General features: G+C 62.1%; 20 protein-coding genes, 1 tRNA gene and 1 pseudogene. 10 read left to right on the top strand and 12 right to left on the bottom strand.

Features of this window, described 5'->3' with window-relative positions; genetic code table 11:
* Positions 1–64 precede the first annotated feature (64 nt).
* From NKH73_RS31745 to NKH73_RS31725, 5 genes are all read right to left on the bottom strand, one after another.
* The gene (locus tag NKH73_RS31745) at positions 65–958 is read right to left on the bottom strand and encodes a lysophospholipid acyltransferase family protein (protein ID WP_352939255.1); all 894 of its coding nucleotides are present in this window, start codon (positions 956–958) and stop codon (positions 65–67) included.
* Positions 959–1,063: 105 nt separating this feature from the next.
* Positions 1,064–3,040 (bottom strand): threonine--tRNA ligase, encoded by a 1,977-nt coding sequence (gene thrS / locus NKH73_RS31740; RefSeq protein WP_352939252.1) that lies wholly within the window; start codon positions 3,038–3,040, stop codon positions 1,064–1,066.
* Positions 3,041–3,208: 168 nt separating this feature from the next.
* Positions 3,209–4,036: a class D beta-lactamase gene (gene blaOXA, locus NKH73_RS31735; RefSeq protein ID WP_352939250.1), complete on the bottom strand. Its 828-nt coding sequence runs from the start codon at positions 4,034–4,036 to the stop codon at positions 3,209–3,211.
* 131 nt (positions 4,037–4,167) lie between these two features.
* A complete protein-coding gene (gene yidD, locus NKH73_RS31730; protein WP_352939247.1) occupies positions 4,168–4,542 on the bottom strand; it encodes a membrane protein insertion efficiency factor YidD in 375 nt (124 codons plus the stop codon).
* 98 nt (positions 4,543–4,640) lie between these two features.
* Positions 4,641–4,820 carry a hypothetical protein gene (locus NKH73_RS31725; RefSeq protein ID WP_352939245.1) on the bottom strand — a complete coding sequence of 60 codons (180 nt, stop codon included), beginning with the start codon at positions 4,818–4,820 and terminating at the stop codon, positions 4,641–4,643.
* A gap of 91 nt (positions 4,821–4,911) precedes the next feature.
* On the opposite strand from NKH73_RS31725, the gene NKH73_RS31720 reads away from it, so the two are divergent.
* On the top strand, positions 4,912–5,826 hold the full coding sequence (locus NKH73_RS31720) for a LysR substrate-binding domain-containing protein (RefSeq protein ID WP_352939242.1): 915 nt from the start codon (positions 4,912–4,914) through the stop codon (positions 5,824–5,826).
* Here NKH73_RS31720 and NKH73_RS31715 read toward each other — a convergent pair.
* Positions 5,823–6,269, bottom strand: coding sequence for an iron-sulfur cluster assembly scaffold protein (locus NKH73_RS31715; RefSeq protein ID WP_095485407.1), 447 nt, complete (start codon positions 6,267–6,269; stop codon positions 5,823–5,825). The two genes, NKH73_RS31720 and NKH73_RS31715, sit on opposite strands and share 4 nt — an antisense overlap.
* Before the next feature lie 240 nt (positions 6,270–6,509).
* On the opposite strand from NKH73_RS31715, the gene folE reads away from it, so the two are divergent.
* The 3 genes from folE (at position 6,510) to NKH73_RS31700 (ending at position 8,777) form a co-directional block, all read left to right on the top strand.
* Entirely contained in the window at positions 6,510–7,145 is a 636-nt protein-coding gene (folE, locus tag NKH73_RS31710; RefSeq protein ID WP_352939238.1) for a GTP cyclohydrolase I FolE, read from the top strand.
* Positions 7,146–7,283: 138 nt separating this feature from the next.
* Positions 7,284–7,754 carry a phosphoribosyl-AMP cyclohydrolase gene (hisI, locus tag NKH73_RS31705; RefSeq protein WP_352939236.1) on the top strand — a complete coding sequence of 157 codons (471 nt, stop codon included), beginning with the start codon at positions 7,284–7,286 and terminating at the stop codon, positions 7,752–7,754.
* Between the two features lie 84 nt (positions 7,755–7,838).
* A complete protein-coding gene (locus NKH73_RS31700) occupies positions 7,839–8,777 on the top strand; it encodes a patatin family protein (protein WP_352939233.1) in 939 nt (312 codons plus the stop codon).
* A 25-nt stretch (positions 8,778–8,802) separates the two neighbouring features.
* Here the strand turns inward: NKH73_RS31700 and recJ are convergent, their stop codons facing one another.
* The 5 genes from recJ to NKH73_RS31675 all read right to left on the bottom strand — a co-directional run bounded on the left by recJ (position 8,803) and on the right by NKH73_RS31675 (position 14,784).
* Positions 8,803–10,587, bottom strand: coding sequence for a single-stranded-DNA-specific exonuclease RecJ (gene recJ, locus NKH73_RS31695; protein WP_352939230.1), 1,785 nt, complete (start codon positions 10,585–10,587; stop codon positions 8,803–8,805).
* A 79-nt stretch (positions 10,588–10,666) separates the two neighbouring features.
* On the bottom strand, positions 10,667–11,650 hold the full coding sequence (gene glpX, locus NKH73_RS31690; RefSeq protein ID WP_352939227.1) for a class II fructose-bisphosphatase: 984 nt from the start codon (positions 11,648–11,650) through the stop codon (positions 10,667–10,669).
* Positions 11,651–11,792: 142 nt separating this feature from the next.
* Positions 11,793–13,106: a homoserine dehydrogenase gene (locus tag NKH73_RS31685; RefSeq protein WP_352939224.1), complete on the bottom strand. Its 1,314-nt coding sequence runs from the start codon at positions 13,104–13,106 to the stop codon at positions 11,793–11,795.
* A gap of 47 nt (positions 13,107–13,153) precedes the next feature.
* On the bottom strand, positions 13,154–14,371 hold the full coding sequence (locus NKH73_RS31680) for an LL-diaminopimelate aminotransferase (protein WP_095485414.1): 1,218 nt from the start codon (positions 14,369–14,371) through the stop codon (positions 13,154–13,156).
* Positions 14,372–14,445: 74 nt separating this feature from the next.
* Positions 14,446–14,784 carry a hypothetical protein gene (locus NKH73_RS31675; RefSeq protein ID WP_352939220.1) on the bottom strand — a complete coding sequence of 113 codons (339 nt, stop codon included), beginning with the start codon at positions 14,782–14,784 and terminating at the stop codon, positions 14,446–14,448.
* Positions 14,785–14,950: 166 nt separating this feature from the next.
* Here NKH73_RS31675 and NKH73_RS31670 point away from each other — a divergent pair, with 166 nt between their 5' ends.
* The 6 genes from NKH73_RS31670 (at position 14,951) to NKH73_RS31645 (ending at position 19,622) form a co-directional block, all read left to right on the top strand.
* Positions 14,951–16,786 carry a PHA/PHB synthase family protein gene (locus NKH73_RS31670; RefSeq protein ID WP_352939218.1) on the top strand — a complete coding sequence of 612 codons (1,836 nt, stop codon included), beginning with the start codon at positions 14,951–14,953 and terminating at the stop codon, positions 16,784–16,786.
* 336 nt (positions 16,787–17,122) lie between these two features.
* A complete protein-coding gene (locus NKH73_RS31665) occupies positions 17,123–18,283 on the top strand; it encodes a D-Ala-D-Ala carboxypeptidase family metallohydrolase (protein ID WP_352939257.1) in 1,161 nt (386 codons plus the stop codon).
* Between the two features lie 188 nt (positions 18,284–18,471).
* Positions 18,472–18,546: transfer RNA gene (locus NKH73_RS31660), tRNA-Glu, on the top strand.
* 232 nt (positions 18,547–18,778) lie between these two features.
* Positions 18,779–19,039, top strand: coding sequence for a hypothetical protein (locus NKH73_RS31655; protein ID WP_352939216.1), 261 nt, complete (start codon positions 18,779–18,781; stop codon positions 19,037–19,039).
* A 117-nt stretch (positions 19,040–19,156) separates the two neighbouring features.
* The gene (locus tag NKH73_RS31650; protein ID WP_352939213.1) at positions 19,157–19,306 is read left to right on the top strand and encodes a hypothetical protein; all 150 of its coding nucleotides are present in this window, start codon (positions 19,157–19,159) and stop codon (positions 19,304–19,306) included.
* Positions 19,307–19,448: 142 nt separating this feature from the next.
* Positions 19,449–19,622 (top strand): hypothetical protein, encoded by a 174-nt coding sequence (locus NKH73_RS31645; protein WP_352939210.1) that lies wholly within the window; start codon positions 19,449–19,451, stop codon positions 19,620–19,622.
* A gap of 316 nt (positions 19,623–19,938) precedes the next feature.
* On the opposite strand, the pseudogene NKH73_RS31640 reads toward NKH73_RS31645, so the two are convergent.
* Positions 19,939–20,816, bottom strand: a pseudogene (locus NKH73_RS31640) (hypothetical protein); the annotation flags it as partial.

The following is a 20,816-nucleotide window of genomic DNA, read 5'->3' as shown; positions in this document are numbered from 1 at the left end:
CTGGCCTCCGTCCAGCCAGCATCTTGAATCACAATCACGCCGCTTTGGGAATCCTACGATTCTCTCAAGAGATGAAACGCTCTAGATCGAAAACGCCACGATGGAGTCGGTCGAGCAAGGCCTTGCGGTCGCGCAGCGGCTCCAGTTCGTCCCATTCCAGCACGTCACCGACACGCACCTCGATCGATTTGCCGGACAGCCGCGCGAACTCATGGATGAGCAGTGAGATGCGCAGCGTCAGCGAAGCCTTGCCGACGAACTTCGCCACGCGTCCGTCACGCTCGGCCATGTTCATCGGTCCGCTGACCAGGTGGAACAGCCGGCCGTTCTGACCGGAAAAGTGCATCGGAATGACCGATGCCTTGGCATCCTGGACGAGACGGGCCGGGAACATCTTCCATGGCAGATCGCGCGCCCGGCCGAAACCTTTCGGCGCGGTGGCAACGCCGCCCGCCGGGAAGACGACGATGATGACGCCCTCTTTCAGCAGCCGCACCGCCTCATGGCGCACCGCCATATTGTTCTTCAGCGCGTCCTTGGTCTCGGAAAAGTCGATCGGCAGCGAATAGGGCTCCATCTCGCGGATCTTGAGCAGATCCTTGTGGATCATGACGCGGAACGGGCGCTGAAGCTGCTCGGCCAGCGAGAGCACCGCAATACCGTCGCCGATGCCGAATGGATGATTGGCGACGATCACCAGCGGCGTGTCGGGCAGCCTTGCCGGCGGCCATTGGCCGGCGGTCCGCACTTTGACGTCGATCAACTCCAGCATGCGGCTGAACACGCGCTCGCCGGCCGGCACCACATGGCGGCGCCAAAAATCATAGAGCGCCGCGAAACGACCGCGGCCGGACAGGCCTTCGATGGAATGGATGAACCAGCGCGTCAATGCCGGCTGATGCGGACTGGCGTAGGAAAGCTCGGGGAACGGTCTTTCGCGCATCTTCAGCTTAAGCATGAAGGCTCGTTACAAGGCTGGCGTGACAAGCATATGAAAACGGTGGGGCATGTGAAATGGCGGTGGATCGCTCCACCGCCATGTCGTCGACGATCTGGCTGAAACTCAGGCCGCTTGCTTGCGCCTACGGTCGGGCGTCACCGCCTCTTCGGTAAGCATTGCCACCGCCTGGCCAAGGCCAAGTGATTCCTGGTCGCGCGAGCCGAGCCGGCGGATGTTGACCGTCTCTTCCTCCGCCTCGCGCTTGCCGCAGACGAGGATGACCGGAACCTTGGCCAGGCTGTGCTCGCGGACCTTGTAGTTGATCTTCTCGTTGCGAAGATCGGCTTCCGCCAGCAGCCCCGCCGCCTTCAACTGCGCCACGACCTTTTGCGCGTAATCGTCGGCATCGGAGGTGATCGTCGCCACCACCACCTGCAGCGGCGCGAACCACAGCGGGAAATGGCCCGAATAATTCTCGATGAGGATACCGAGGAACCTCTCCATCGAACCGCAGATGGCGCGATGCACCATAACCGGCTGCTTTTTTTCCGAATCGGAGCCGATGTAGAAGGCGCCAAAACGCTCTGGCAGGTTGAAATCAACCTGCGTGGTCCCGCACTGCCAGTCGCGGCCGATGGCGTCCTTGAGCACATATTCGAACTTCGGCCCGTAGAACGTGCCCTCGCCCGGATTGACGCCCGTTTTGATCCGGTTGCCCGACCGCGCCGCGATCTTGTCGAGCACGTCCTGCAGCACGCCCTCGGCATGATCCCACATCGCGTCGGTGCCGACCCGTTTTTCAGGGCGGGTCGCCAGCTTGACGGTGATTTCGTCGAAGCCGAAATCGGCATAGGTCGATAGGATCAGGTCGTTGATCTTGATGCACTCGTCGGCGAGCTGTTCCTCGGTGCAGAAGATGTGGGCATCGTCCTGGGTAAAACCGCGCACGCGCATCAGCCCGTGCAGCGCGCCGGACGGCTCGTAGCGATGCACATTGCCGAATTCCGCAAGCTTTACCGGCAGATCGCGGTAGGACTTCAGCCCGTGCTTGAATATCTGGACGTGGCCGGGGCAGTTCATCGGCTTCAGCGCAAAGACCCGGTCGTCGTCGGTGTCGTCGCCAGCAACCGTCACCTTGAACATATTGTCCCGGTACCAGCCCCAGTGGCCCGACGTCTCCCACAGGCTCTTGTCGAGCACCTGCGGCGCGTTGACCTCCTGATAGCCCTGCTCGTCAAGGCGGCGGCGCATGTAGTTGACCAGGTTCTGGAACATCCTCCAGCCCTTGGCGTGCCAGAAGACGACGCCCGGCCCCTCTTCCTGAAAATGAAACAGGTCCATCTCGCGGCCGAGTTTCCGGTGATCGCGCTTTTCGGCCTCCTCCAGCATCGTCTGGTAGGCTTCTAGCTGTGCCTGGTCTGCCCAGGCCGTGCCGTAGATGCGCGTCAGCATCGGGTTGTTCGAATCGCCGCGCCAATAGGCGCCGGCCACCTTCATCAACTTGAAAGCGTTGCCGATCTGCCCGGTCGAGGCCATGTGCGGACCACGGCAGAGATCGAACCAGTCACCCTGCGCATAGATCTTGAGATCCTGATCCTCCGGGATAGCGTCGATTAGCTCGAGCTTGTAGCGCTCGCCCTTGTCGGCAAAGACTTTTTTCGCCTTTTCGCGCGACCAGACCTCTTTGGTGAACGGCTTGTTGCGCGCGATGATCTCGCGCATCTTCTTCTCGATCACCGGAAAATCGTCGGGCGTGAACGGCTCGTTGCGGGCAAAGTCGTAGTAGAAGCCGTTCTCGATTACCGGGCCGATGGTCACCTGCGTACCCGGCCACAATTCTTGCACGGCCTCGGCCAGCACGTGCGCTGCGTCATGGCGAATGAGCTCAAGGGCGGGTGGGTCATCGCGGGTGATGATCTCGACCTTGCCGGACTTGCCGAGCGGATCGGAAAGATCGCGCACCACGCCATCGATCGAGTAGGCCACGGCCTTCTTGGCCAGCGACTTCGAAATCGATTCCGCCAGGCCGGCGCCGGTCATCGCCGCCTCGTAGTCGCGCACGGAACCATCGGGAAATGTCAGGGAAACGGAATTCAGCATAGAGTTCTCCTATCCAGTCCCGCAAACGAGCGCGGGTGGTGAAATGCATGTCGCCCAAAAGTGCGCAGCGGTTTTGGGGCCACGACATGCATAAAGTAAAGCCGGATGCGTCCGGCGGCAGTCTTTTATGGGCAGATTCCCGTGCCGTAAAGGCGAATGGGCGATCGCTTACTCTTGTTTGATGAGATTCGGCAGCTCTTTCAGGAACACCGCCCGCGTCTTGAGGCCCTTGGGCATGTCGGATCGTTTCGCATCGACCACCAAGCGGGCGAAGACGATCTTGCGACCATCTCTTTGCGCCCAGCCGACAAACCAGCCAAGCGAGCGTTTGGCCTTGTCGGCGTCGTTGCCAAGCCTGGTGGTCCCGGTCTTGCCCTGCACGGTCCAGCCACCTGCCTGGAAGGTCGGCAAGATCGCTTCGGTCATGGCGTAGGCCTTGTCCGAAACGGGCAGTTTGCGGTCGAGCAGGCGGCGCAGGAAATCGACCTGTTCCACGGGCGATATTTTGAGGGAAGAATTCACCCAGGACCGGGTGAGGCTATCATTCTTGCCGGCGTTGCCAGAAACATCCGTGTTGCCGTAGTCGAATTTCGACACGTAGCCGGCGAAGCGCTCCCTGCCGAGCCGGCGGGTGATTTCTCGCGAAAACCACAGCACCGAGTCCCTTTCCCAGATCGTCGGGTCGACGGGTTTCTGGTCCCGCTTCACCGCATTGAACTCAGGCTTGTAGTCCCAACTCGGCCTGTGCTCGTCGCTCAGGATTCCCGCGTCGTAGCCGATCAGGGCCAATGGGACCTTGAATGTCGAAGCGGGACTGAAGCGCTGGTCGCAAACCCCTGGCCGATACAGCGTTTCGCCGCTTGCAGCATCCAGGATCAGCGTGCATTCGACGTCCCTCAGCGGCGCGGATTGAGCGCGCATCGGGAAACCCATAAACCAGGCCAGAAGGTAGAGAACCACGGCGAAGACGAATGGACGGCGGTCTATCTCACGCATTTGGCAAACTCTCCTGAGGGCTGTTCAGGAGCGGCTTAGCGAGGCGTCTTGTCTCGATTTTGTCCTAAATGCGCAACGTGCGGTTAAGCTTAGCAAATCGTAAAGATCCTGCCTGATTGCCCCTACCGCCATCAGCTTTCCGGGTCACTGCGCTTTTTTCCGATCCGCCAGTACCGCCAGGGCGTGAACCATAGATAGCGGTCTTCCAGTACCTCCGGCACACGGTCGATGCCATGCGTGCCGAAGGGTCCACAGCGCAGGACCCGGAAAAGCCCCATCCAGCCGCCCGCCCACAGCCCGTGGCGGGCGATCGCTTCATGTGCGTATTCGGAACAGGTCGGCAGATGCCGGCAGGAATTGCCGACAAAGCCGGACAAAGTCAGCTGGTAAAAGCGCACAAGCGACGTGCCAAGGATTCGGCCCGGCGTCTTGCGCCACGGACCGGGCCAGTTACGCCCGCGCGGCGCCGCCAACGCGGCATGAGCATGTCGGTGCTCGTTGCTCATAGCAATCCCGGTGTTTTCTTCCTGCTGTCGATAGATGTGGACATTGGCCAGGGAAAGCAATGTTCTCTTAGATTTCCCAGACGTTTCCGATTGGCATTTCAACGATCGCGCGGGGTCGCGCGGCCGGTCGGGTGGATCCGCTGAGGCGAACCCGGTTCGGTTCGCCAATTTCCATCGAATTCAGTACGCGCCGGTCTTGGCAATTGATGTCTTGTCGATTGATATTGAAAGGTCACGATCCGCATCACGTCGCCGAAAATAGTCAGGAACTCGTTCACGGCTGATCTCCTTTGAGGCCGATTAGACCGCTGCTGGCCTTCGTCCTCAAACGAGTATAATTTCCTAGTTGGATAACTTGAGATTATGCGAATGAAGCGCGGACGCCTCCCTCTGACGGCCCTCAGAAGCTTCGAGGCGGCTGGCCGCCACCTGAGCTTCAGCCGCGCTGCCGAGGAGCTCTATGTTTCGCAGGCGGCGATCAGCCGCCAGATACGCGAGCTCGAAACCTTCCTGCGCCAACCCCTGTTCTTCCGCCACCATCGTAGCGTCGAACTGACCGATGCGGGCCGGCAGCTGCTTAGCCAGCTCGTCAGGAGCTTCGACGATATCGACCGACTGCTTTCGGAGTTGGCCGCCTCCCCGGCGCTGTCCGTGGTTCGTGTCAGCGTCGAGCCGTCGCTTGCATCCGTATGGCTGGTGCCGCGGCTCAACCGATTTCGCGAGTTGCGACCCGATATCGACGTTTCCCTGGAGGTCGACCCGAGATTAATAGAGTTCCGCAGCGATCAGCCCGAACTTGCCTTACGCTTCAGCGCGCACGCCACCTCATGGCCGCGCAGCGAGGCCGAACAGCTTGCCTCGGTCGTCGATTCACCAGTTCTGTCGCCGGCGCTTCTTGCGTCCGGCCCCGCTTTGGAAAAGCCGATCGACCTTGGTCGCTATACATTGCTGCACGAAGAAAGCCGTCAGGGCTGGGCGCGCTGGTTCGAAGCGGCCGGCGTGACCGCTGAAGCCGTGCCTGCGCGTGGCCCGATGCTGGCGGATGCTTCGCTTTCGAAGCAGGCAGCCTTGCTTGGGCATGGTGTCGCGCTGGGCGATCTTTTGCAGATCGGCGAAGAACTTGCGTCCGGCGCGCTGATCAAGCCTTTCGACATCGACGTCGCGTCCGGTGCCTATTGGCTGGTGGCCAGAAGCCTGAACGACCTTTCCGAGCCGGCCAGGGCTTTTGCCGACTGGATCCGGGCGGAATTCGCCGAAAACCGGCGTTTTCTTGCAGAGGTTTAGGCCGCCTGTTCGGCGCGCTTCTTCTCGATCTGGCCGATCGCGTCGACCACGGCATCGAAGGTCAGCATGGTCGAGGCATGGCGCGCCTTGTAGTCGCGCACCGGTTCGAGATATCTGAGATCGGCAAAGCGGCCTTCCGGCGGCGCGCCGTTTTCCTTCAGCATTTTCAGCATCGTCTCGCGAACGCTGCGCAATTCATCCGCGCTGGCGCCAACGACATGCTGCGCCATGATCGAGGACGACGCCTGGCCAAGCGCGCAGGCTTTGACGTCATGGGCGAAATCGGTGACGACGCCGTCATCCATCTTCAGATCGACGGTCACGGTCGAGCCGCACAGCTTGGAATGCGCGCGCGCGGTTGCATCGGGACGGTCGAGCCGGCCGATCCGCGCGATATTCCCGGCAAATCCCAGAATTTTCGCATTGTAGACGTCGTCGATCATATTTTTCCAATCCGTCGCCGCCGAGCGAACGGCGATTGCCGCTGACGGTCTTCCTTTCGCTCGGTACGATCATATATAATGCTGGTAGTCGGGTATGGACAAGGTAACCAAACGACCTCGTCCTTGCTCAATCAGTTCACGCCGCTTACGGGCTGGAAACAGGGCACGTTTCTAACACCCGAAAGGTCGTGGTCCGTTCAACTCGTTCCTCCTGAGAGGGGAACTACGGGAGACGCCTTTATGGATGCCGTCATCAAGAAATTCATGCCCCCGTCCGCCTATCTGGAAAAACCTGTCACCGACCGGCCGACCGAAGCCGAGGCCGAGGCCGCGGTTCGCACCCTGTTGCGTTGGGCCGGCGACAATCCGGACCGGGAGGGCCTGGTCGATACGCCAAAGCGTGTGGTGAAGGCCTATCGCGAAATGTTCGGCGGCTATGACAAGTGCCCGGCCGAGGAACTCGGCCGCACCTTCGAGGAAGTCGCCGGCTATGACGACCTTGTCCTCGTCAAGGACATAACATTTCATTCGCATTGCGAGCACCACATGGTGCCGATCATCGGCAAGGCGCATGTCGGCTACTTGCCGGACGGCAAGGTTGTCGGCCTGTCCAAGATCGCACGCGTCGTCGATATCTTCGCCCAGCGCCTGCAGACCCAGGAGGCCATGACCGCCCAGATCGCAGGCGTCATCCAGGATGTGCTCGCTCCGCGCGGCGTCGCCGTCATGCTCGAGGCCGAGCATATGTGCATGGCCATGCGCGGCATCCGCAAAGAGGGCTCCACTACGCTGACCTCGACCTTCACCGGCGTCTTCAAGGACACGCCGGAGGAACAGGTCCGTTTCGTCACCATGGTGCGCGGCGGCAGGGGCTGAACGACCCTCGCCGGTCGCTAGCCATGATCCCGAGAAGTGGGAACCGGTTCTCGGATAAGATCATGGCCAAACAAGAAGACAGAGCCTCGTCCATTCCGATTCAATCGGAATGGACGAGGCTCTGAATAAGGACCGGCGATGTCGGCAGTGGAATTTCCGAAAGCTCCATCAGACAAGAAGGCATTGGAAGAAGGCGCGGTCTTTTCGCCGCGCTTCGATTCCAATGGGCTCGTCACCGCCGTCGTCACGGATGCCGAGGACGGCATGTTGCTGATGGTCGCGCATATGAACGCCGAAGCGCTGGCGCTGACGCTCGAAACCGGCATCGCCCATTACTGGTCGCGCTCGCGCAGCGCTCTGTGGAAAAAGGGCGAAACGTCCGGGAACCTCCAGAAAGTCGTCGAGATGCTCACGGATTGTGACCAGGACGCCATATGGTTGCGCGTCAAAGTGATGGGCCACGACGCAACCTGCCACACTGGCCGGCGTTCTTGCTTTTATCGGACGGTGGGACTGATCGACGGCAAGGGGACGCTTGCCAGCGACGGCAGCAAGCCGCTGTTCGATGCGAAAGAAATGTATCGAAAGTCCCGTGAACCATCCAAATGAACCATTCGCCGAGCTGCAACCGCGTATATTCATGATTTCGATACTGCCAGCCTCTATGTTGGCCGTCGGACAAGGGAGATTGTGATGCTCGAATGGGCGTCATCGCGCAACAGACCGGACGTTCGAGAGGCCAATGGCCTGTCATCGTCCGCCGGCGCATCCGAAACGAAGCCCGCCAAGAAAACAGGCATTTCGCTGGCATTGGGCGGCGGCTGCGCGCGCGGCTGGGCCCATATCGGCGTGCTGCGGGCGCTCGACGAAGCCGGCATCGAGGTGTCGATGATCGCCGGCACCTCGATCGGCGCGCTGGTCGGCGGCTGCTACCTTGCCGGCAAGCTGGACGAGCTGGAAGAATTCGCCAGAAGCCTGACCAAGCGGCGCATTTTTGGACTTCTCGATCTCAATCTGCGCGGCAGTGGGCTGTTCGGCGGCATGAAGCTCGACGCACGGCTGCGCGAGCATATGGCCGGCGTCCGTTTCGAGGATTTGCCCAAGCCTTTCGTCTGCATTGCTACGGAGATCCGCACTGGCCATGAAATCTGGCTGTCGAGCGGCTCACTGACCACGGCCATGCGCGCCTCCTACGCGCTGCCCGGGGTGTTCGAGCCGGTCACTTGCAACGGGCGCGTGCTGGTCGACGGCGCCCTGGTCAATCCGGTTCCGGTCTCGGTCTGCCGCGCATACGAGCAGCCGCTCGTGGTCGCGGTGAACCTTCATTACGATCTGTTCGGCCGCGCTGCCGTCATCAAGCACAGCGCCGGCGAACTGGTCGTCGAAGCAGGGCATCAGTACCAAACACGGCTCGGCATCACCGGCGTCATGATCGAGGCCTTCAACATCATCCAGGACCGCATTTCGCGGGCGCGGCTTGCCGGCGACCCACCTGACATGTCGCTGCAGCCGAAGCTCAGCCATATCGGCCTGACCGAATTCCACCGCGCCGACGAGGCGATCAGCATCGGTTATCAGGTAACGATGGCCCAGATCGGCGAGCTTGCCCGACTGCAGGCGGTTTTGGCCTAAACCGCGATCCCGACTGAAGCGATTGTCAGGCGCGCGCGGCATCGACGATGCGGAACTGCACCGTGCGGTTGCCGTTCCAGTGATTGCCTGACAGTGACCCGGCGACATGCACCGGCTTGCCCCTGTGCTTGAACAGGAATTCACCGAGCGCCGTATCGACAGCGCGGAACGCGATCGCCTGGATGCGGCCGCCGCTTTCCGACTGCAACTCGGCGCGGATGTGATTGGTGCCGACCGGCCTTGCATCGGCAAGGCGATGGCGCGGCAGCGCGAACACCGGCGCGACATGCCCGGCGCCGAACGGGCCGGCTTTCTCCAGCGCATCGAGCAGGCCGAGCGTTGCGCCCTCGGCGGCCAGCGCACCGTCGATCGCCAGGCTTTCCTCGCCTTGCAGCCGGAACACATCGGCCGCCGCTCGTTCCTCGAAGAAGGCCCTCAGCGCGCCAAGTTTCGCCCGCTCCACCGTGATGCCGGCCGCCATGCCATGGCCGCCGCCTTTGACGATCAGCCCGGCATCGGCAGCCTCGCGCACCAACCGGCCAAGGTCGAAGCCCGACACCGAACGGCCTGAACCCGTGCCGATGCCATTGGCGTTGAAGGCGATGGCAAAGGCTGGCCGGCGCGCATGGTCTTTGAGCCGCGAGGCCAGCAGGCCGACGATGCCCGGATGCCAATTGGAGCTGGCGGTAACGACGATGGCGGGCCCATTGCCGCCGGCAAGCTCGGCATCGGCCTCGACCCGTGCAGCGGCCAGCATTTCCAGCTCCATCTGCTGCCGCTCCTGATTGAGCCGGTCCAGCGTCTCGGCAATGGTGCGGGCCTCGACAGGATCGTCGGTGGCGAGCAGCCGGCTGCCGAGCGCTGCGTCGCCGATGCGCCCGCCGGCATTGATGCGCGGGCCGATCAGATAGGCCAGATGGAAGGTGCTGACCGGCTCGCCGATTCGCGAGACCCGCGCCAGCGCCGCCAGCCCTTCGTTCCTCTGCTGGCGTGCCATCTGCAGCCCCTTGACCACGAAGGCGCGGTTGACGCCGGTTAGCGGCACCACGTCGCAGACGGTCGCCAGCGCCACGAGATCGAGCAAGCCAAGCAGGTCCGGCGGGGTTGCATCCGGCAAGCGGCCGCGCAGGACCTTCGCCGTCTGCACCAGAGCCAGGAAGACGACGCCGGCGGCACAAAGATGGCCCTGCCCCGAAAGGTCGTCCTCGCGATTGGGATTGACGACCGCTGCCGCCGCCGGCAACGGACCGCCGAGCTGGTGATGGTCAAGCACAACGACATCGGCGCCGGCAGCCTTCGCCGCGTCGATGGAAACGGCGCTGTTGGTGCCGCAGTCGACGGTAACGATCAGCGTCGCGCCGCGCGAGACGAGTTCGCGCATGGCTTCCGGATTGGGGCCGTACCCCTCGAAGATACGGTCCGGTATGTAGATCTCCGATGACACGGAGAAATGCGTGAGAAACCGCTTGAGCAACGCCGACGAGGCCGCGCCATCGACATCGTAATCGCCGAAGATCGCCACCTTTTCCCTGGCAACGATCGCCTCGGCGATGCGGGCAGCGGCTTTGTCCATGTCGGTCAGAGACGCGGGGTTTGGCAGAAGGTCGCGGATGGTCGGATCAAGGAACCGCTCGGTCTGCTCGGCGGTCACGCCGCGCCCGGCAAGGACGCGCGCGACAATATCCGGCACGCCATAGCCTTGCGCTATGGCGAGCGCAGTCATGTCCTGCCGCTCGGTCAGCCGGTGTTCCCAGGAAACACCTGATGCCGACTGCCTGACATCGAGGAAGATACGGTGTTCGCCCGTCATATGACGCGCCGGCTGCAAAATTGTCATTTCTCACAATATGCGACGGCTCTCACAATATGCGACGGCTAAATCTGGCGAATCAGAACTTTTCCAGATCCTGATGGCGCGCCTTGATCTCGCGCACGGTGCGTGACGACGAGCGCAGCACGATCGTGTGCGTGGTGATGGAATTGCGGCCGAACTTGACGCCGGCCAGCAGGTTGCCGTCGGTGACGCCGGTTGCCGCAAACAGCACGTCGCCGCGCGCCATGTCCTGCGTGCGGTAGACCCGCTTCGGGTCGGAAATGCCCATCTTGGCCGCGCGCTCCACCTTCTGCGGCGTATCGAGGATCAGTCGACCCTGCATTTGGCCGCCCGTGCAGCGCAACGCTGCCGCCGCCAGAACGCCCTCCGGGGCGCCGCCGGCGCCGAGATAGATGTCGATACCGGTCTCATCAGGGTCGGTGGTGTGGATGACGCCGGCGACATCGCCATCGCCGATCAGCCGGATCGCAGCGCCCGTGGCGCGCACGGCCTCGATCAGCCCGCCATGGCGCGGCCGGTCGAGGATACAGGCGGTGATCTCCGACACCGGCACGCGTTTGGCATTGGCCAGGCTGGCGATATTTTCGGCCGGCGAGGCATCGATATCGATGACGCCGCCCGCATAGCCCGGGCCGACGGCGATCTTGTCCATATAGACGTCGGGCGCAAACAGCAGGCTGCCCTTCTCCGCAATCGCGATGACGGCCAGCGCATTGGGCAGGTTCTTGGCGCAGATCGTCGTGCCTTCGAGCGGATCGAGCGCGATATCGACCGCCGGGCCCTTACCGGAGCCGACCTCTTCGCCGATATACAGCATCGGCGCCTCGTCGCGCTCGCCCTCGCCGATCACCACCGTGCCGTTGATGGCGAGGCGGTTGAGCTCCTCTCGCATTGCGTCGACTGCGGCCTGGTCGGCGGCTTTTTCGTCGCCGCGTCCGCGCAACCTGGCGGCCGAAACCGCGGCGCGCTCGGTAACGCGCACCAGCTCCATGGTGAGTATCCGGTCGAGGCCGGCGACGATGTTCTGGGCAACGTTCATCGGTGGAAGATCCTCGTTGGTACATTGCCTCCCGCCAGAGGCGCGCTGGTTGTGTCAAAGCTCCATGACAACAGCAAGACCTGAGCGGCTCTTTTTTGAAAACGCAACGATATCAATCGATTGAAGGAGAAAGAGAAAATCCCTATCCCGCCCGCTCGATGCGGATCACCTGCGGCTTGTCGGTCAGATGGTCGTCCCTGGTGATGCCGTCGACGGCCTTGCGCACCGCGGCTTCTGTCGTCTCGTGGGTGACGAGGATCACCGTCTTCTGCAGTGCGGTATCCGGCCCGGCTGCATGCTGCACGATCGATTCCAGCGAAATGTCGTTGTCGGCCATGCGTTTGGCTATTGCGGCAAAGACGCCGATGCGATCGTGCACGGTCAGCCGGATGAAGTAGCCGCCGGCGTGGCTGCGCATCTGCGCCTTCTTGTAAGGCCGCAACTCCTTCGCCGGCAGGCCGAAAACCGGACCGTGCTGAAAACCGGGCCGGCTCTTGGCGATATCGGCAATATCGCCGACCACCGCCGATGCGGTGGCGTTGCCGCCGGCACCGGGACCCGAGAGCAGCAGCTCGCCAAGGATGTCGGTTTCGATGGCCACCGCATTGGTGACGCCATGCACCTGCGCGATGACCGAGGCCGTCGGCACCATGGTTGGATGCACGCGCTGTTCGATGCCGCTCTCCGTGCGCTGTGCGACGCCAAGCAGTTTTATCCGGTAGCCGAGATCGCCGGCCGCGCGGATGTCGGCCTGGCTGATGTTGGAAATGCCTTCCATGTAGATGTCGTTGGCGGCGATCCTCGTGCCGAAGGCAAGGCTGGTCAGGATCGACAGCTTGTGCGCGGTGTCGTGGCCCTCGATGTCGAAGGTCGGATCGGCCTCGGCATAGCCCAGCCGCTGCGCATCCTTCAGGCAGGCGTCGAACGAGATGCCCTCGGCTTCCATCCGGGTCAGGATGTAGTTGCAAGTGCCGTTGAGAATGCCGAAGACACGGGTAACCGAATTGCCGGCCATCGCCTCGCGCATCGTCTTGATGACCGGAATACCGCCCGCTACCGCCGCCTCGTAATTGAGCAACACGCCCTTCTTCTCGGCGGCCTCGGCCAGCGCCACGCCATGCTTGGCGAGCAGCGCCTTGTTGGCGGTGACGACGTGGCGGCCGGCTTCGAGCGCCGCTTTCACCGACGATCGTGACGGCCCCTCGTCGCCGCCGATCAGCTCGACGAAGACATCGATGTCGGCGGTCTGCGCCATTCCTACCGGATCGTCGAACCACCTGGCGGCGCCGAGATCGACACCGCGGTCGCGATTGCGGTCGCGAGCCGAAACGGCCGAAACGACGATCTCGCGGCCGCATTGCCGCGTCAGTTCCGCCGCCTTGTCGCGTAGCACGCGCGCCACCGACGCGCCGACGGTGCCGAGACCGGCAATTCCAACACGCAACGCTTCAGCCATGTCCGGCGACGCCCCTCAAGGATTTGGTCGATATGATATCAGGCAACTCAACGATGCGCGGCGAGCGGCACCACATTGTTGGGCTGCTTGGCGCTGGAAGCCAGGAAGCGCTTGATGTTGCGCGCCGCCTGCCGGATCCGGTGCTCGTTCTCGACCAGCGCGATGCGCACATGATCGTCGCCATGCTCGCCGAAGCCGACGCCCGGCGCCACCGCCACGTCGGCGTGCTCGATCAGAAGCTTGGAGAATTCGAGCGAACCGAGATGCTTGAACGGCTCCGGGATCGGCGCCCAGGCGAACATCGACGCCGCGGGTGCGGGAACCGTCCAGCCGGCGCGGCTGAAGGCATCGACCATCACGTCGCGGCGCTTGTGATAGATGTCGCGCACTTCGGCGATGTCGGCGCCGTCGCCGTTGAGCGCGTGCGCGGCAGCCACCTGGATCGGCGTGAAGGCACCATAATCGAGATAGGACTTGACCCTGGTCAGCGCCGAGATCAGCCGCTCATTGCCGACGGCAAAACCCATGCGCCAGCCGGGCATGGAAAAGGTTTTCGACATCGATGTGAACTCGACCGCCACGTCGATCGCGCCAGGCACCTGCAGCACCGAAGGCGGCGGGTTGCCGTCGAAATAGATTTCCGAATAGGCAAGGTCCGACAGGATGATGATGTCGTTCTTCTTGGCGAAGGCCACCACGTCCTTGTAGAAATCGAGCGAGGCGACCTGCGCCGTCGGGTTCGACGGGTAATTGAGGATCAACGCCAGCGGTTTCGGGATCGAATGGCGGATGCCGCGCTCCAGCGCCGGAATGAAGCCGTCGTCCGGCTCCACCTGCAAAGAGCGGATGACGCCGCCCGACATGATGAAACCGAAAGCGTGGATCGGATAAGTCGGATTGGGGCACAGGATCACGTCGCCGGGCGCGGTGATCGCCTGCGCCATATTGGCAAAACCTTCCTTCGAGCCCAGTGTCGCCACCACTTGCGTATCCGGGTCGAGTTTCACGCCGAAACGGCGGGCATAGTAACTGGCCTGGGCGCGGCGCAGGCCCGGAATGCCGCGCGACGACGAATAGCGATGCGTGCGCGGATCGCGCACGACCTCGCACAATTTGTCGACGATGGCCTTGGGCGTCGGCAGGTCCGGATTGCCCATGCCAAGGTCGATGATGTCGGCACCGCGCGAACGGGCACTGGCCTTCAACCGGTTGACCTGCTCGAAGACATAGGGTGGAAGCCGGCGGACCTTGTGAAATTCTTCCATGTCAATTCCAGAGGTGGGGTCAATTCCAGAGGTGGGTCAATTCCAGAGGCGGTTTTCGGTCGCGCGATATAACCTTATTTGCAGGTAGGGTCGAGGGCGGGATCGCATTTGGCTCCGATCTGCTTCAGCGCATCGGCGCCGTGCTGCTTTGCCAGCGCGTTCAGCGTCGCGGGATTCGTGATCCTGACCGCGCCGCCCTTCGAGCCCTGCGCCTGCTCGTCACCCTTCAACTGCGCGAGCTTGGTAGCCTTTTCGGCGTCGGTGAATTGCTGCGCCGCCACCTGCGGCGGAATGTTCAGGTTCGGATAGGTGCCGGTGTCCTTCGGCCCGTCGGTAGCCGCGACAGGCGTGGGGCGCTCGATGTTGGTGCTCGAACAGCCGGCGACCGCCAGCAGGACGATTGCCGCGCCCATGCGGCAAAAACGACCAGCGCCGGAAAAATCAGTGCAAGAAAAAACGTTATCGCCAATATTAATCGTCATATTGTTTCCCTAGCATCCGGCATAGAGCGCGTTGGACCCTGTCGGATGTCTGATGATAATATGTCAAGAAAACGCTTCGGGAGGAACCCCGCGCACCATGTCCAAAACACCCGATTCGGGCAAAGCGGAAGATGACCAGCCTTCGACCGTCGAGCAATATCTGGTGAAGGACCCGGAACGCTTCGCCTTGAACATGGCACGCATGATCGAGCAGGCCGGCAAGGCGGCCTCCGCCTGGGCCGAGCCGCGGGAAAAAGGCGAGGTGCGCGACCATGTCGCCGAGCCAGTCGTCGACATGGTGAAAACCTTCTCCAAGCTCAGCGAATACTGGCTTGCCGACCCGCAGCGCGCGCTGGAGGCGCAGACGCGGCTGTTCTCCGGCTACATGACCGTCTGGGCCAACTCCATCCAGCGCCTCAGCGCCGGCGGCGAAGATGCCGAAGACGCGGTCAAGCCCGAGCGCGGCGACAAGCGTTTCCAGGACCCCGAATGGGGCCGCAACGCTTTCTTCGATTTCCTCAAGCAGGCCTATCTCGTCACCTCGCGCTGGGCGGCCGAGCTGGTCGAGCACGCCGATGGCCTGGACGAGCATACCCGCCACAAGGCCAGCTTCTACGTCAAGCAGGTGTCCAACGCCATCTCGCCGTCGAATTTCATCCTGACCAATCCGGAACTGTTTCGCGAAACCATCGCCTCGAATGGCGAAAACCTGGTGCGCGGCATGAAGATGCTGGCCGAGGACATCGCCGCCGGCAAGGGCGACCTGAAACTGAGGCAGGCCGATTATTCGCCCTTCGAGATCGGCAAGAACCTGGCGACGACGCCCGGCAAGGTGGTGGGCCGCAGCGATGTCGCCGAGATCCTGCAATACGATCCGGCGACCGAGACCGTGCTCAAGCGGCCGCTGCTGATCTGCCCGCCATGGATCAACAAATTCTACATTCTCGATCTCAATCCGCAAAAATCCTTCATCCGCTGGGCTGTCGAGCAGGGCCACACCGTCTTCGTCATCTCCTGGATCAATCCGGACGAGCGGCACGGCGCCAAGAGCTGGGAGGCCTATATTCGGGAGGGCCTGCAATACGGCCTGGACACGATCGAAAAGGCGACCGGTGAAAGAGACGTCAACGCCATCGGCTATTGCGTCGGCGGCACGCTTATGGCGGCGGCGCTGGCGCTGATGGCGCAGGAAGGTGACGACCGCATCAAATCGGCCACCTTCTTCACCACGCAGGTCGATTTCACCCATGCCGGCGACCTGAAAGTGTTCGTCGACGAGGAGCAGGTCGCGGCGGTCGAAAAGGCGATGAGCGAGAAAGGCTATCTCGACGGCACCAGGATGGCGACCGCCTTCAACATGCTGCGCTCGGGCGACCTGATCTGGCCATACGTCGTCAACAACTACATGCGCGGCAAGGATCCGCTGCCCTTCGACCTGCTCTACTGGAACGCCGATTCGACCCGCATGGGCGCGGCCAATCATTCCTTCTACCTGCGCAATTGCTATCTCGATAACAGACTTTCGCAAGGCATGATGGAACTGGCGGGCCGCTTAGTTTCCCTGAAGGACATCACCATCCCGGTCTACAACCTCGCCTCGAAGGAAGATCACATCGCGCCGGCGCTTTCGGTGTTCCTCGGCTCGCAATATTTCGGCGGCGAGGTCGACTACGTCATGGCCGGTTCCGGCCACATCGCCGGCGTCGTCAATCCGCCGGCGGCGCAAAAATATCATTACTGGACTGGCGGCAAGCCGGCGGGCGACTTCGACCAGTGGCTCGCCAAGGCCACCAACCATCCCGGCTCCTGGTGGCCGCACTGGCAACGCTGGATCGAAGCCAGGGACAACACCCGTGTGCCGGCCCGCAAACCCGGCAAGCACATGAAAACCCTGGGCGATGCGCCGGGCACCTATGTCAGGGTCCGTGTGTAACCTTCTGTAATGTGTGGTGAGTTGACGCGCCGGCAAAAGAGGGCGAAATGGTGCCGTCAACCCTTAAGCTCTCCCGATTCCTCTCTAGCCGTCGAATTACTTTGGGGCTTGCGGATTTGACACAGGTCTCGTTTCCGTTCGGGGACAAGGATTTATTTCGGCGAAACGTTTCGACGCCGTCAATGACTTACCGGCCGGACATCGAGGGGGAATTTTGTTTTGAAATCAGTAGGATCGCGCCTCGCGAAGGGAGAACGCCGCGCCATTGCGGCCGCGCTTTTCTCTGTGCTCCTGGCGTCCTGCACCTCGGCCGGCGATCCATCCCTCTCCGTCGGCATGCCGGGCTACAATGCCTCGGCTGCGGACACCGGCTCGGCCTCCGGCAGCCAACAGGTCGCTGCTGAATCGTCGTCGCAGATGACGACTTCACAAATGACGATGACCGCCGAGGGCGACGCAAGCCTTCCCGAGCAGGTCGCTTATGTGCCGATGGCCAAGCCTGGAATTCAGGCGGGAGCCCCCCAGGAAGGCGCCAAGTCCGATGCCGGCTTCCCTGTCACGGCGCCTGCGGGCGCAGAGGCGACTGCGGGCCAGTCGCCGCAGCCACAGGAACAGCCCGCGCAGACGGTTGAGCAGGCCGACGCTGCTACGCAGAAGGCCAACGCTGCTAGGCAGAAGACAGAAACGGCCGATGCCGGCACGGCCGCGCCGAAGTCCAAGGCCGAGGCCTCCGCGCCGGCGATGAACAATCCGGTCTATGTGACCGCCGCAGAGCCGCAGGCCTATGCGCCGAAGAAAAAGGGGTTTCTCGCCTCGTTGTTCAGCGCCACGCCCGCCTCGGCGGCACCTGTTCCGCAGGCCAACAACAGGTCGGGCGAGCAACCGGCGACCGCTCAGCCTAAGACGGAAGCGGCAAAACCGACCATCACTTTGGCCTCGGCCAAAGCGGTTGAAAAGCCTGTGCAACTGGCTTCGATCGGCGATACCAGCCATTTCACCGACGATGCGCTGCCTGGCGTGCGCAAGACCGCACTCTTCGAGATCAAGCGTAAATCCGGCCTCGACGACGAGAGCGACGTCGATCTGAACGAGGATGAAGGCGGCGCCTATCAGGTGGCATCCGCTGCCGGCCTTGCCCGGCTGGCTCCCAACGGTCTTTTGAAGCAGACCGAGAATGTCGACGTTGCCTGCCTCAAGCCGTCGCTGGTCCGCGTGCTGAAGACGATCGAGGGCCACTACGGCAAGAAGATGATCGTCACCTCCGGCTACCGCGATCCGGCCCGCAATCGTCGCGCCAACGGCGCCAAGAATTCGCTGCACATGTATTGCGCCGCCGCCGACATTCAGGTCCCAGGCGTCTCGAAAGCGCAACTGGCAAGCTATGTCCGCAGCATGCCTGGGCGCGGCGGCGTCGGCACCTACTGCCACACCGAATCCGTTCACATCGACGTCGGCCCCGAGCGCGACTGGAACTGGCGCTGCCGCCGCCGTCGGTAAGCTGGTTCTTCCTCTCGTTTATGCAACATCCACAGTGTGCCGTCCGAGGACGGCATGCGATGCCGCCCGGAACTGGGCTAAAGCGCCGAAAATGCGGGGTTTTGCGGCCACTGAAAAAAGTTGTCGCAGGCAGCGGCAGACGGGTTGCCGGTTTCGTGCAACGCAACTATAAGCGCTCACATCTGAGCGCGCCCATCGTCTAGCGGTCAGGACACCGCCCTTTCACGGCGGTAACAGGGGTTCGATTCCCCTTGGGCGTACCAGAGATTTCAAGGGCTGAAGCCTCCCCGTCCTGATTTCATCGAATATCCATCCGAATAAACCCCCGCGAATTTCAGCGAACAGATTCAGCGTGAGCCGGCTGGCGCGTGGTGCCTCGTACTTTGGTTGTTCGGGTAGCGGACGCGTCCGATCACGGGGCGAGGATTTCGCGGTCTTTGCTTTCCAAGGGTTTCCCGCGACTATCGGCAGGTCCACGCGACATGGGGAGCACGAATGGCGCATACCTATGCCCGACTTAGGGGTATGTTAGATGATGAGCTGGTGGCAGAGCATGATCGCCACGCTCAAACGACGACGATTGGCTTATCCTCACTCCGAGATGAACTTGCACGGCGTGAGCACGCTCGCGATACGAAGCTCATGATCAATCTCACCAAGCAGATGCGGAACATGACCGTTGCCGTTTTGGTGCTTACTGGAGTCGTTACGGTGGCCACCATCATGAACCTCTACGTGTTCTATCAGTCCTTATAGAAAAGGCCGTCACCGTGAGGCAGCGGGGGCTCCCTAGCCACTTCCCTTGCTTCCTGCGCCTTCCTGCGACTATCGACGGTCCAAGCCCAAATCGGGCAGTCGAACGGGAGGGAAAAAATGTCTTTGCAAGCAGCCGTACACGCCGCACGCATTGCGCAGACTGCAAATGATCAGAAGGATCAGCTCCGCCAGATTGCAATTGCTTTGGAGCATATCGCCAATGGCCTGCGCAATATTGAAGGCGATGTGCGCGCCATAAAAAGATAGGGCCCGCCATCGTGAGGTAATAGGCGATGCGATCTATCGCGTAACAGTGTTCGTTCGAATGATGTTATTCCGTTGCCTTGAGCGCAAGTTTTTGATCAGCCAGCACGCCTCCTCTTAAGCTCGCTGGTGGTCAAGGCCCGCGATGAAACGGCCAATCAAATACGACCTTAAGCGCCACGTGCGCTACGATCCGGACCTGCTGCCCCGCACGGGGCACAGGTACAAGCCAGCCAAACCGGCCCAGGATGCCGTATGGCCCAATGTCATCTCGGCAATTGCTATTGCCGGTTTCGTGCTCGCGTTCATCTGGAGCTAAGACGATGCTACCTTTTGTGAAGGCAGATGGCTCTCAGGCAGGCCGTTGCTCAGCCATGCCGGCGTGCTGCCCAGCGAGTGCACGCCCGGAATAAACATGGACGGCTAAGGCGCGGCGCGGCGATAGATTCGCCGCTCGTGCTGATGTCCCAGTCACCATTTGAGAGGATGTTCCGAAGGCCGGACAAGGAAGCCTGTCCGTTACCTTCTAAACACGGCATTCCCGCGCCGGAGCGAGCCGGATTCAAGCGGCCCGGCCAATGTTCTTCGAACAAAGGCCGGGCCTGATCTAATTTCCTGCCGATAGCTCGTTCAGGTCACAGCGAATGATGCTGCCATGGGAAATGGCTGGCGAGCTGCGTTTGAGCTGCGTCCCCCGTCCCATCGCTGTCGAGAGAGAGCGATCCGGTCGAGCTGTCGTAGCTGACATGGTCGGAACGGCCATGCGCAGCCGTACCAGCAGACAGAGCGTCGGATGAGCCCCCTCCCGACTTGAGGCTAGCGAAGAAGTCGTGGTCGAAGTGGTGCTTGTCCTGCAGCTTGTCCTGGTGCTTGTCTTGCAGCTTGTCCTGGAGCTTTTCCTGGAGCCAGCTGAAGTCGAAGGAGTCGCTGCCTCTGCGGCCGAACACGCCCTCGGCGCTGCCGCCCTTGCTGGCATGGGCGTCGACATTTTCATTGCCGTCGACGGCGTGGGTGAACCCATTGCGGGCCGTTTTGTCGGCGTGATGCCCATTTTCCGAACCGCCCGAAAAGGCTTGGCTCATCGCAGTCAACAACCGGTCGACGCTGCTGCCCTCGTTCACGCTGTCGCGGGCATGATCGCCATGGGCATGAAAACCGCCATGGCTGGTCGTGTGGTGGGAAGCAGCCCAAGCAGAACTGCCATCGCTGGTGGTGGCGCCGGAAGCGGTCCCACTAGAACTGTCACTGACCGTCGGTTGGGAGGGAGCAGTCGCAGTGGGACTGCCATCGCCTGTAGTATCGTCGGAAGCGGCGTGCCCAGTAGAGCTGCTGTCGCTAGCGTCGGCAGGGACAGTCGCGCCAGATCCGTCATCGGACGCGCCGGCAGTGGCGGTCCCGGTGTTGCTGGTGTTGTGCTCGCGGAAGACGGCTTGCAGTTCCGAGGAGCTTTCAAGCGCGGTGTCGCCGTTCTGCGTTCCCCACTTGTAGGTATAGTCGAAGGCGGGTGACGGAA

The sequence above is a fragment of the Mesorhizobium sp. M0938 genome (genome assembly GCF_040319125.1).
GTDB classification, from domain to species: Bacteria; Pseudomonadota; Alphaproteobacteria; order Rhizobiales; family Rhizobiaceae; genus Mesorhizobium; species Mesorhizobium robiniae.
The sequence above is the reverse complement of the archived record's forward strand: the minus strand, read 5'-3'. Positions and strand labels throughout refer to the sequence as shown.

Excerpts from the sequence above, each read along its gene's own strand:
- NKH73_RS31745 (WP_352939255.1), bottom strand. The coding sequence starts at position 958 with ATGCTTAAGCTGAAGATGCGCGAAAGACCGTTCCCCGAGCTTTCCTAC.
- thrS (WP_352939252.1), bottom strand. The coding sequence starts at position 3,040 with ATGCTGAATTCCGTTTCCCTGACATTTCCCGATGGTTCCGTGCGCGAC.
- blaOXA (WP_352939250.1), bottom strand. The coding sequence starts at position 4,036 with ATGCGTGAGATAGACCGCCGTCCATTCGTCTTCGCCGTGGTTCTCTAC.
- yidD (WP_352939247.1), bottom strand. The coding sequence starts at position 4,542 with ATGAGCAACGAGCACCGACATGCTCATGCCGCGTTGGCGGCGCCGCGC.
- NKH73_RS31720 (WP_352939242.1), top strand. The coding sequence starts at position 4,912 with ATGAAGCGCGGACGCCTCCCTCTGACGGCCCTCAGAAGCTTCGAGGCG.
- NKH73_RS31715 (WP_095485407.1), bottom strand. The coding sequence starts at position 6,269 with ATGATCGACGACGTCTACAATGCGAAAATTCTGGGATTTGCCGGGAAT.
- folE (WP_352939238.1), top strand. The coding sequence starts at position 6,510 with ATGGATGCCGTCATCAAGAAATTCATGCCCCCGTCCGCCTATCTGGAA.
- hisI (WP_352939236.1), top strand. The coding sequence starts at position 7,284 with ATGTCGGCAGTGGAATTTCCGAAAGCTCCATCAGACAAGAAGGCATTG.
- NKH73_RS31700 (WP_352939233.1), top strand. The coding sequence starts at position 7,839 with ATGCTCGAATGGGCGTCATCGCGCAACAGACCGGACGTTCGAGAGGCC.
- recJ (WP_352939230.1), bottom strand. The coding sequence starts at position 10,587 with ATGACGGGCGAACACCGTATCTTCCTCGATGTCAGGCAGTCGGCATCA.
- glpX (WP_352939227.1), bottom strand. The coding sequence starts at position 11,650 with ATGAACGTTGCCCAGAACATCGTCGCCGGCCTCGACCGGATACTCACC.
- NKH73_RS31685 (WP_352939224.1), bottom strand. The coding sequence starts at position 13,106 with ATGGCTGAAGCGTTGCGTGTTGGAATTGCCGGTCTCGGCACCGTCGGC.
- NKH73_RS31680 (WP_095485414.1), bottom strand. The coding sequence starts at position 14,371 with ATGGAAGAATTTCACAAGGTCCGCCGGCTTCCACCCTATGTCTTCGAG.
- NKH73_RS31675 (WP_352939220.1), bottom strand. The coding sequence starts at position 14,784 with ATGGGCGCGGCAATCGTCCTGCTGGCGGTCGCCGGCTGTTCGAGCACC.
- NKH73_RS31670 (WP_352939218.1), top strand. The coding sequence starts at position 14,951 with ATGTCCAAAACACCCGATTCGGGCAAAGCGGAAGATGACCAGCCTTCG.
- NKH73_RS31665 (WP_352939257.1), top strand. The coding sequence starts at position 17,123 with ATGCCGGGCTACAATGCCTCGGCTGCGGACACCGGCTCGGCCTCCGGC.
- NKH73_RS31655 (WP_352939216.1), top strand. The coding sequence starts at position 18,779 with ATGGCGCATACCTATGCCCGACTTAGGGGTATGTTAGATGATGAGCTG.
- NKH73_RS31650 (WP_352939213.1), top strand. The coding sequence starts at position 19,157 with ATGTCTTTGCAAGCAGCCGTACACGCCGCACGCATTGCGCAGACTGCA.
- NKH73_RS31645 (WP_352939210.1), top strand. The coding sequence starts at position 19,449 with ATGAAACGGCCAATCAAATACGACCTTAAGCGCCACGTGCGCTACGAT.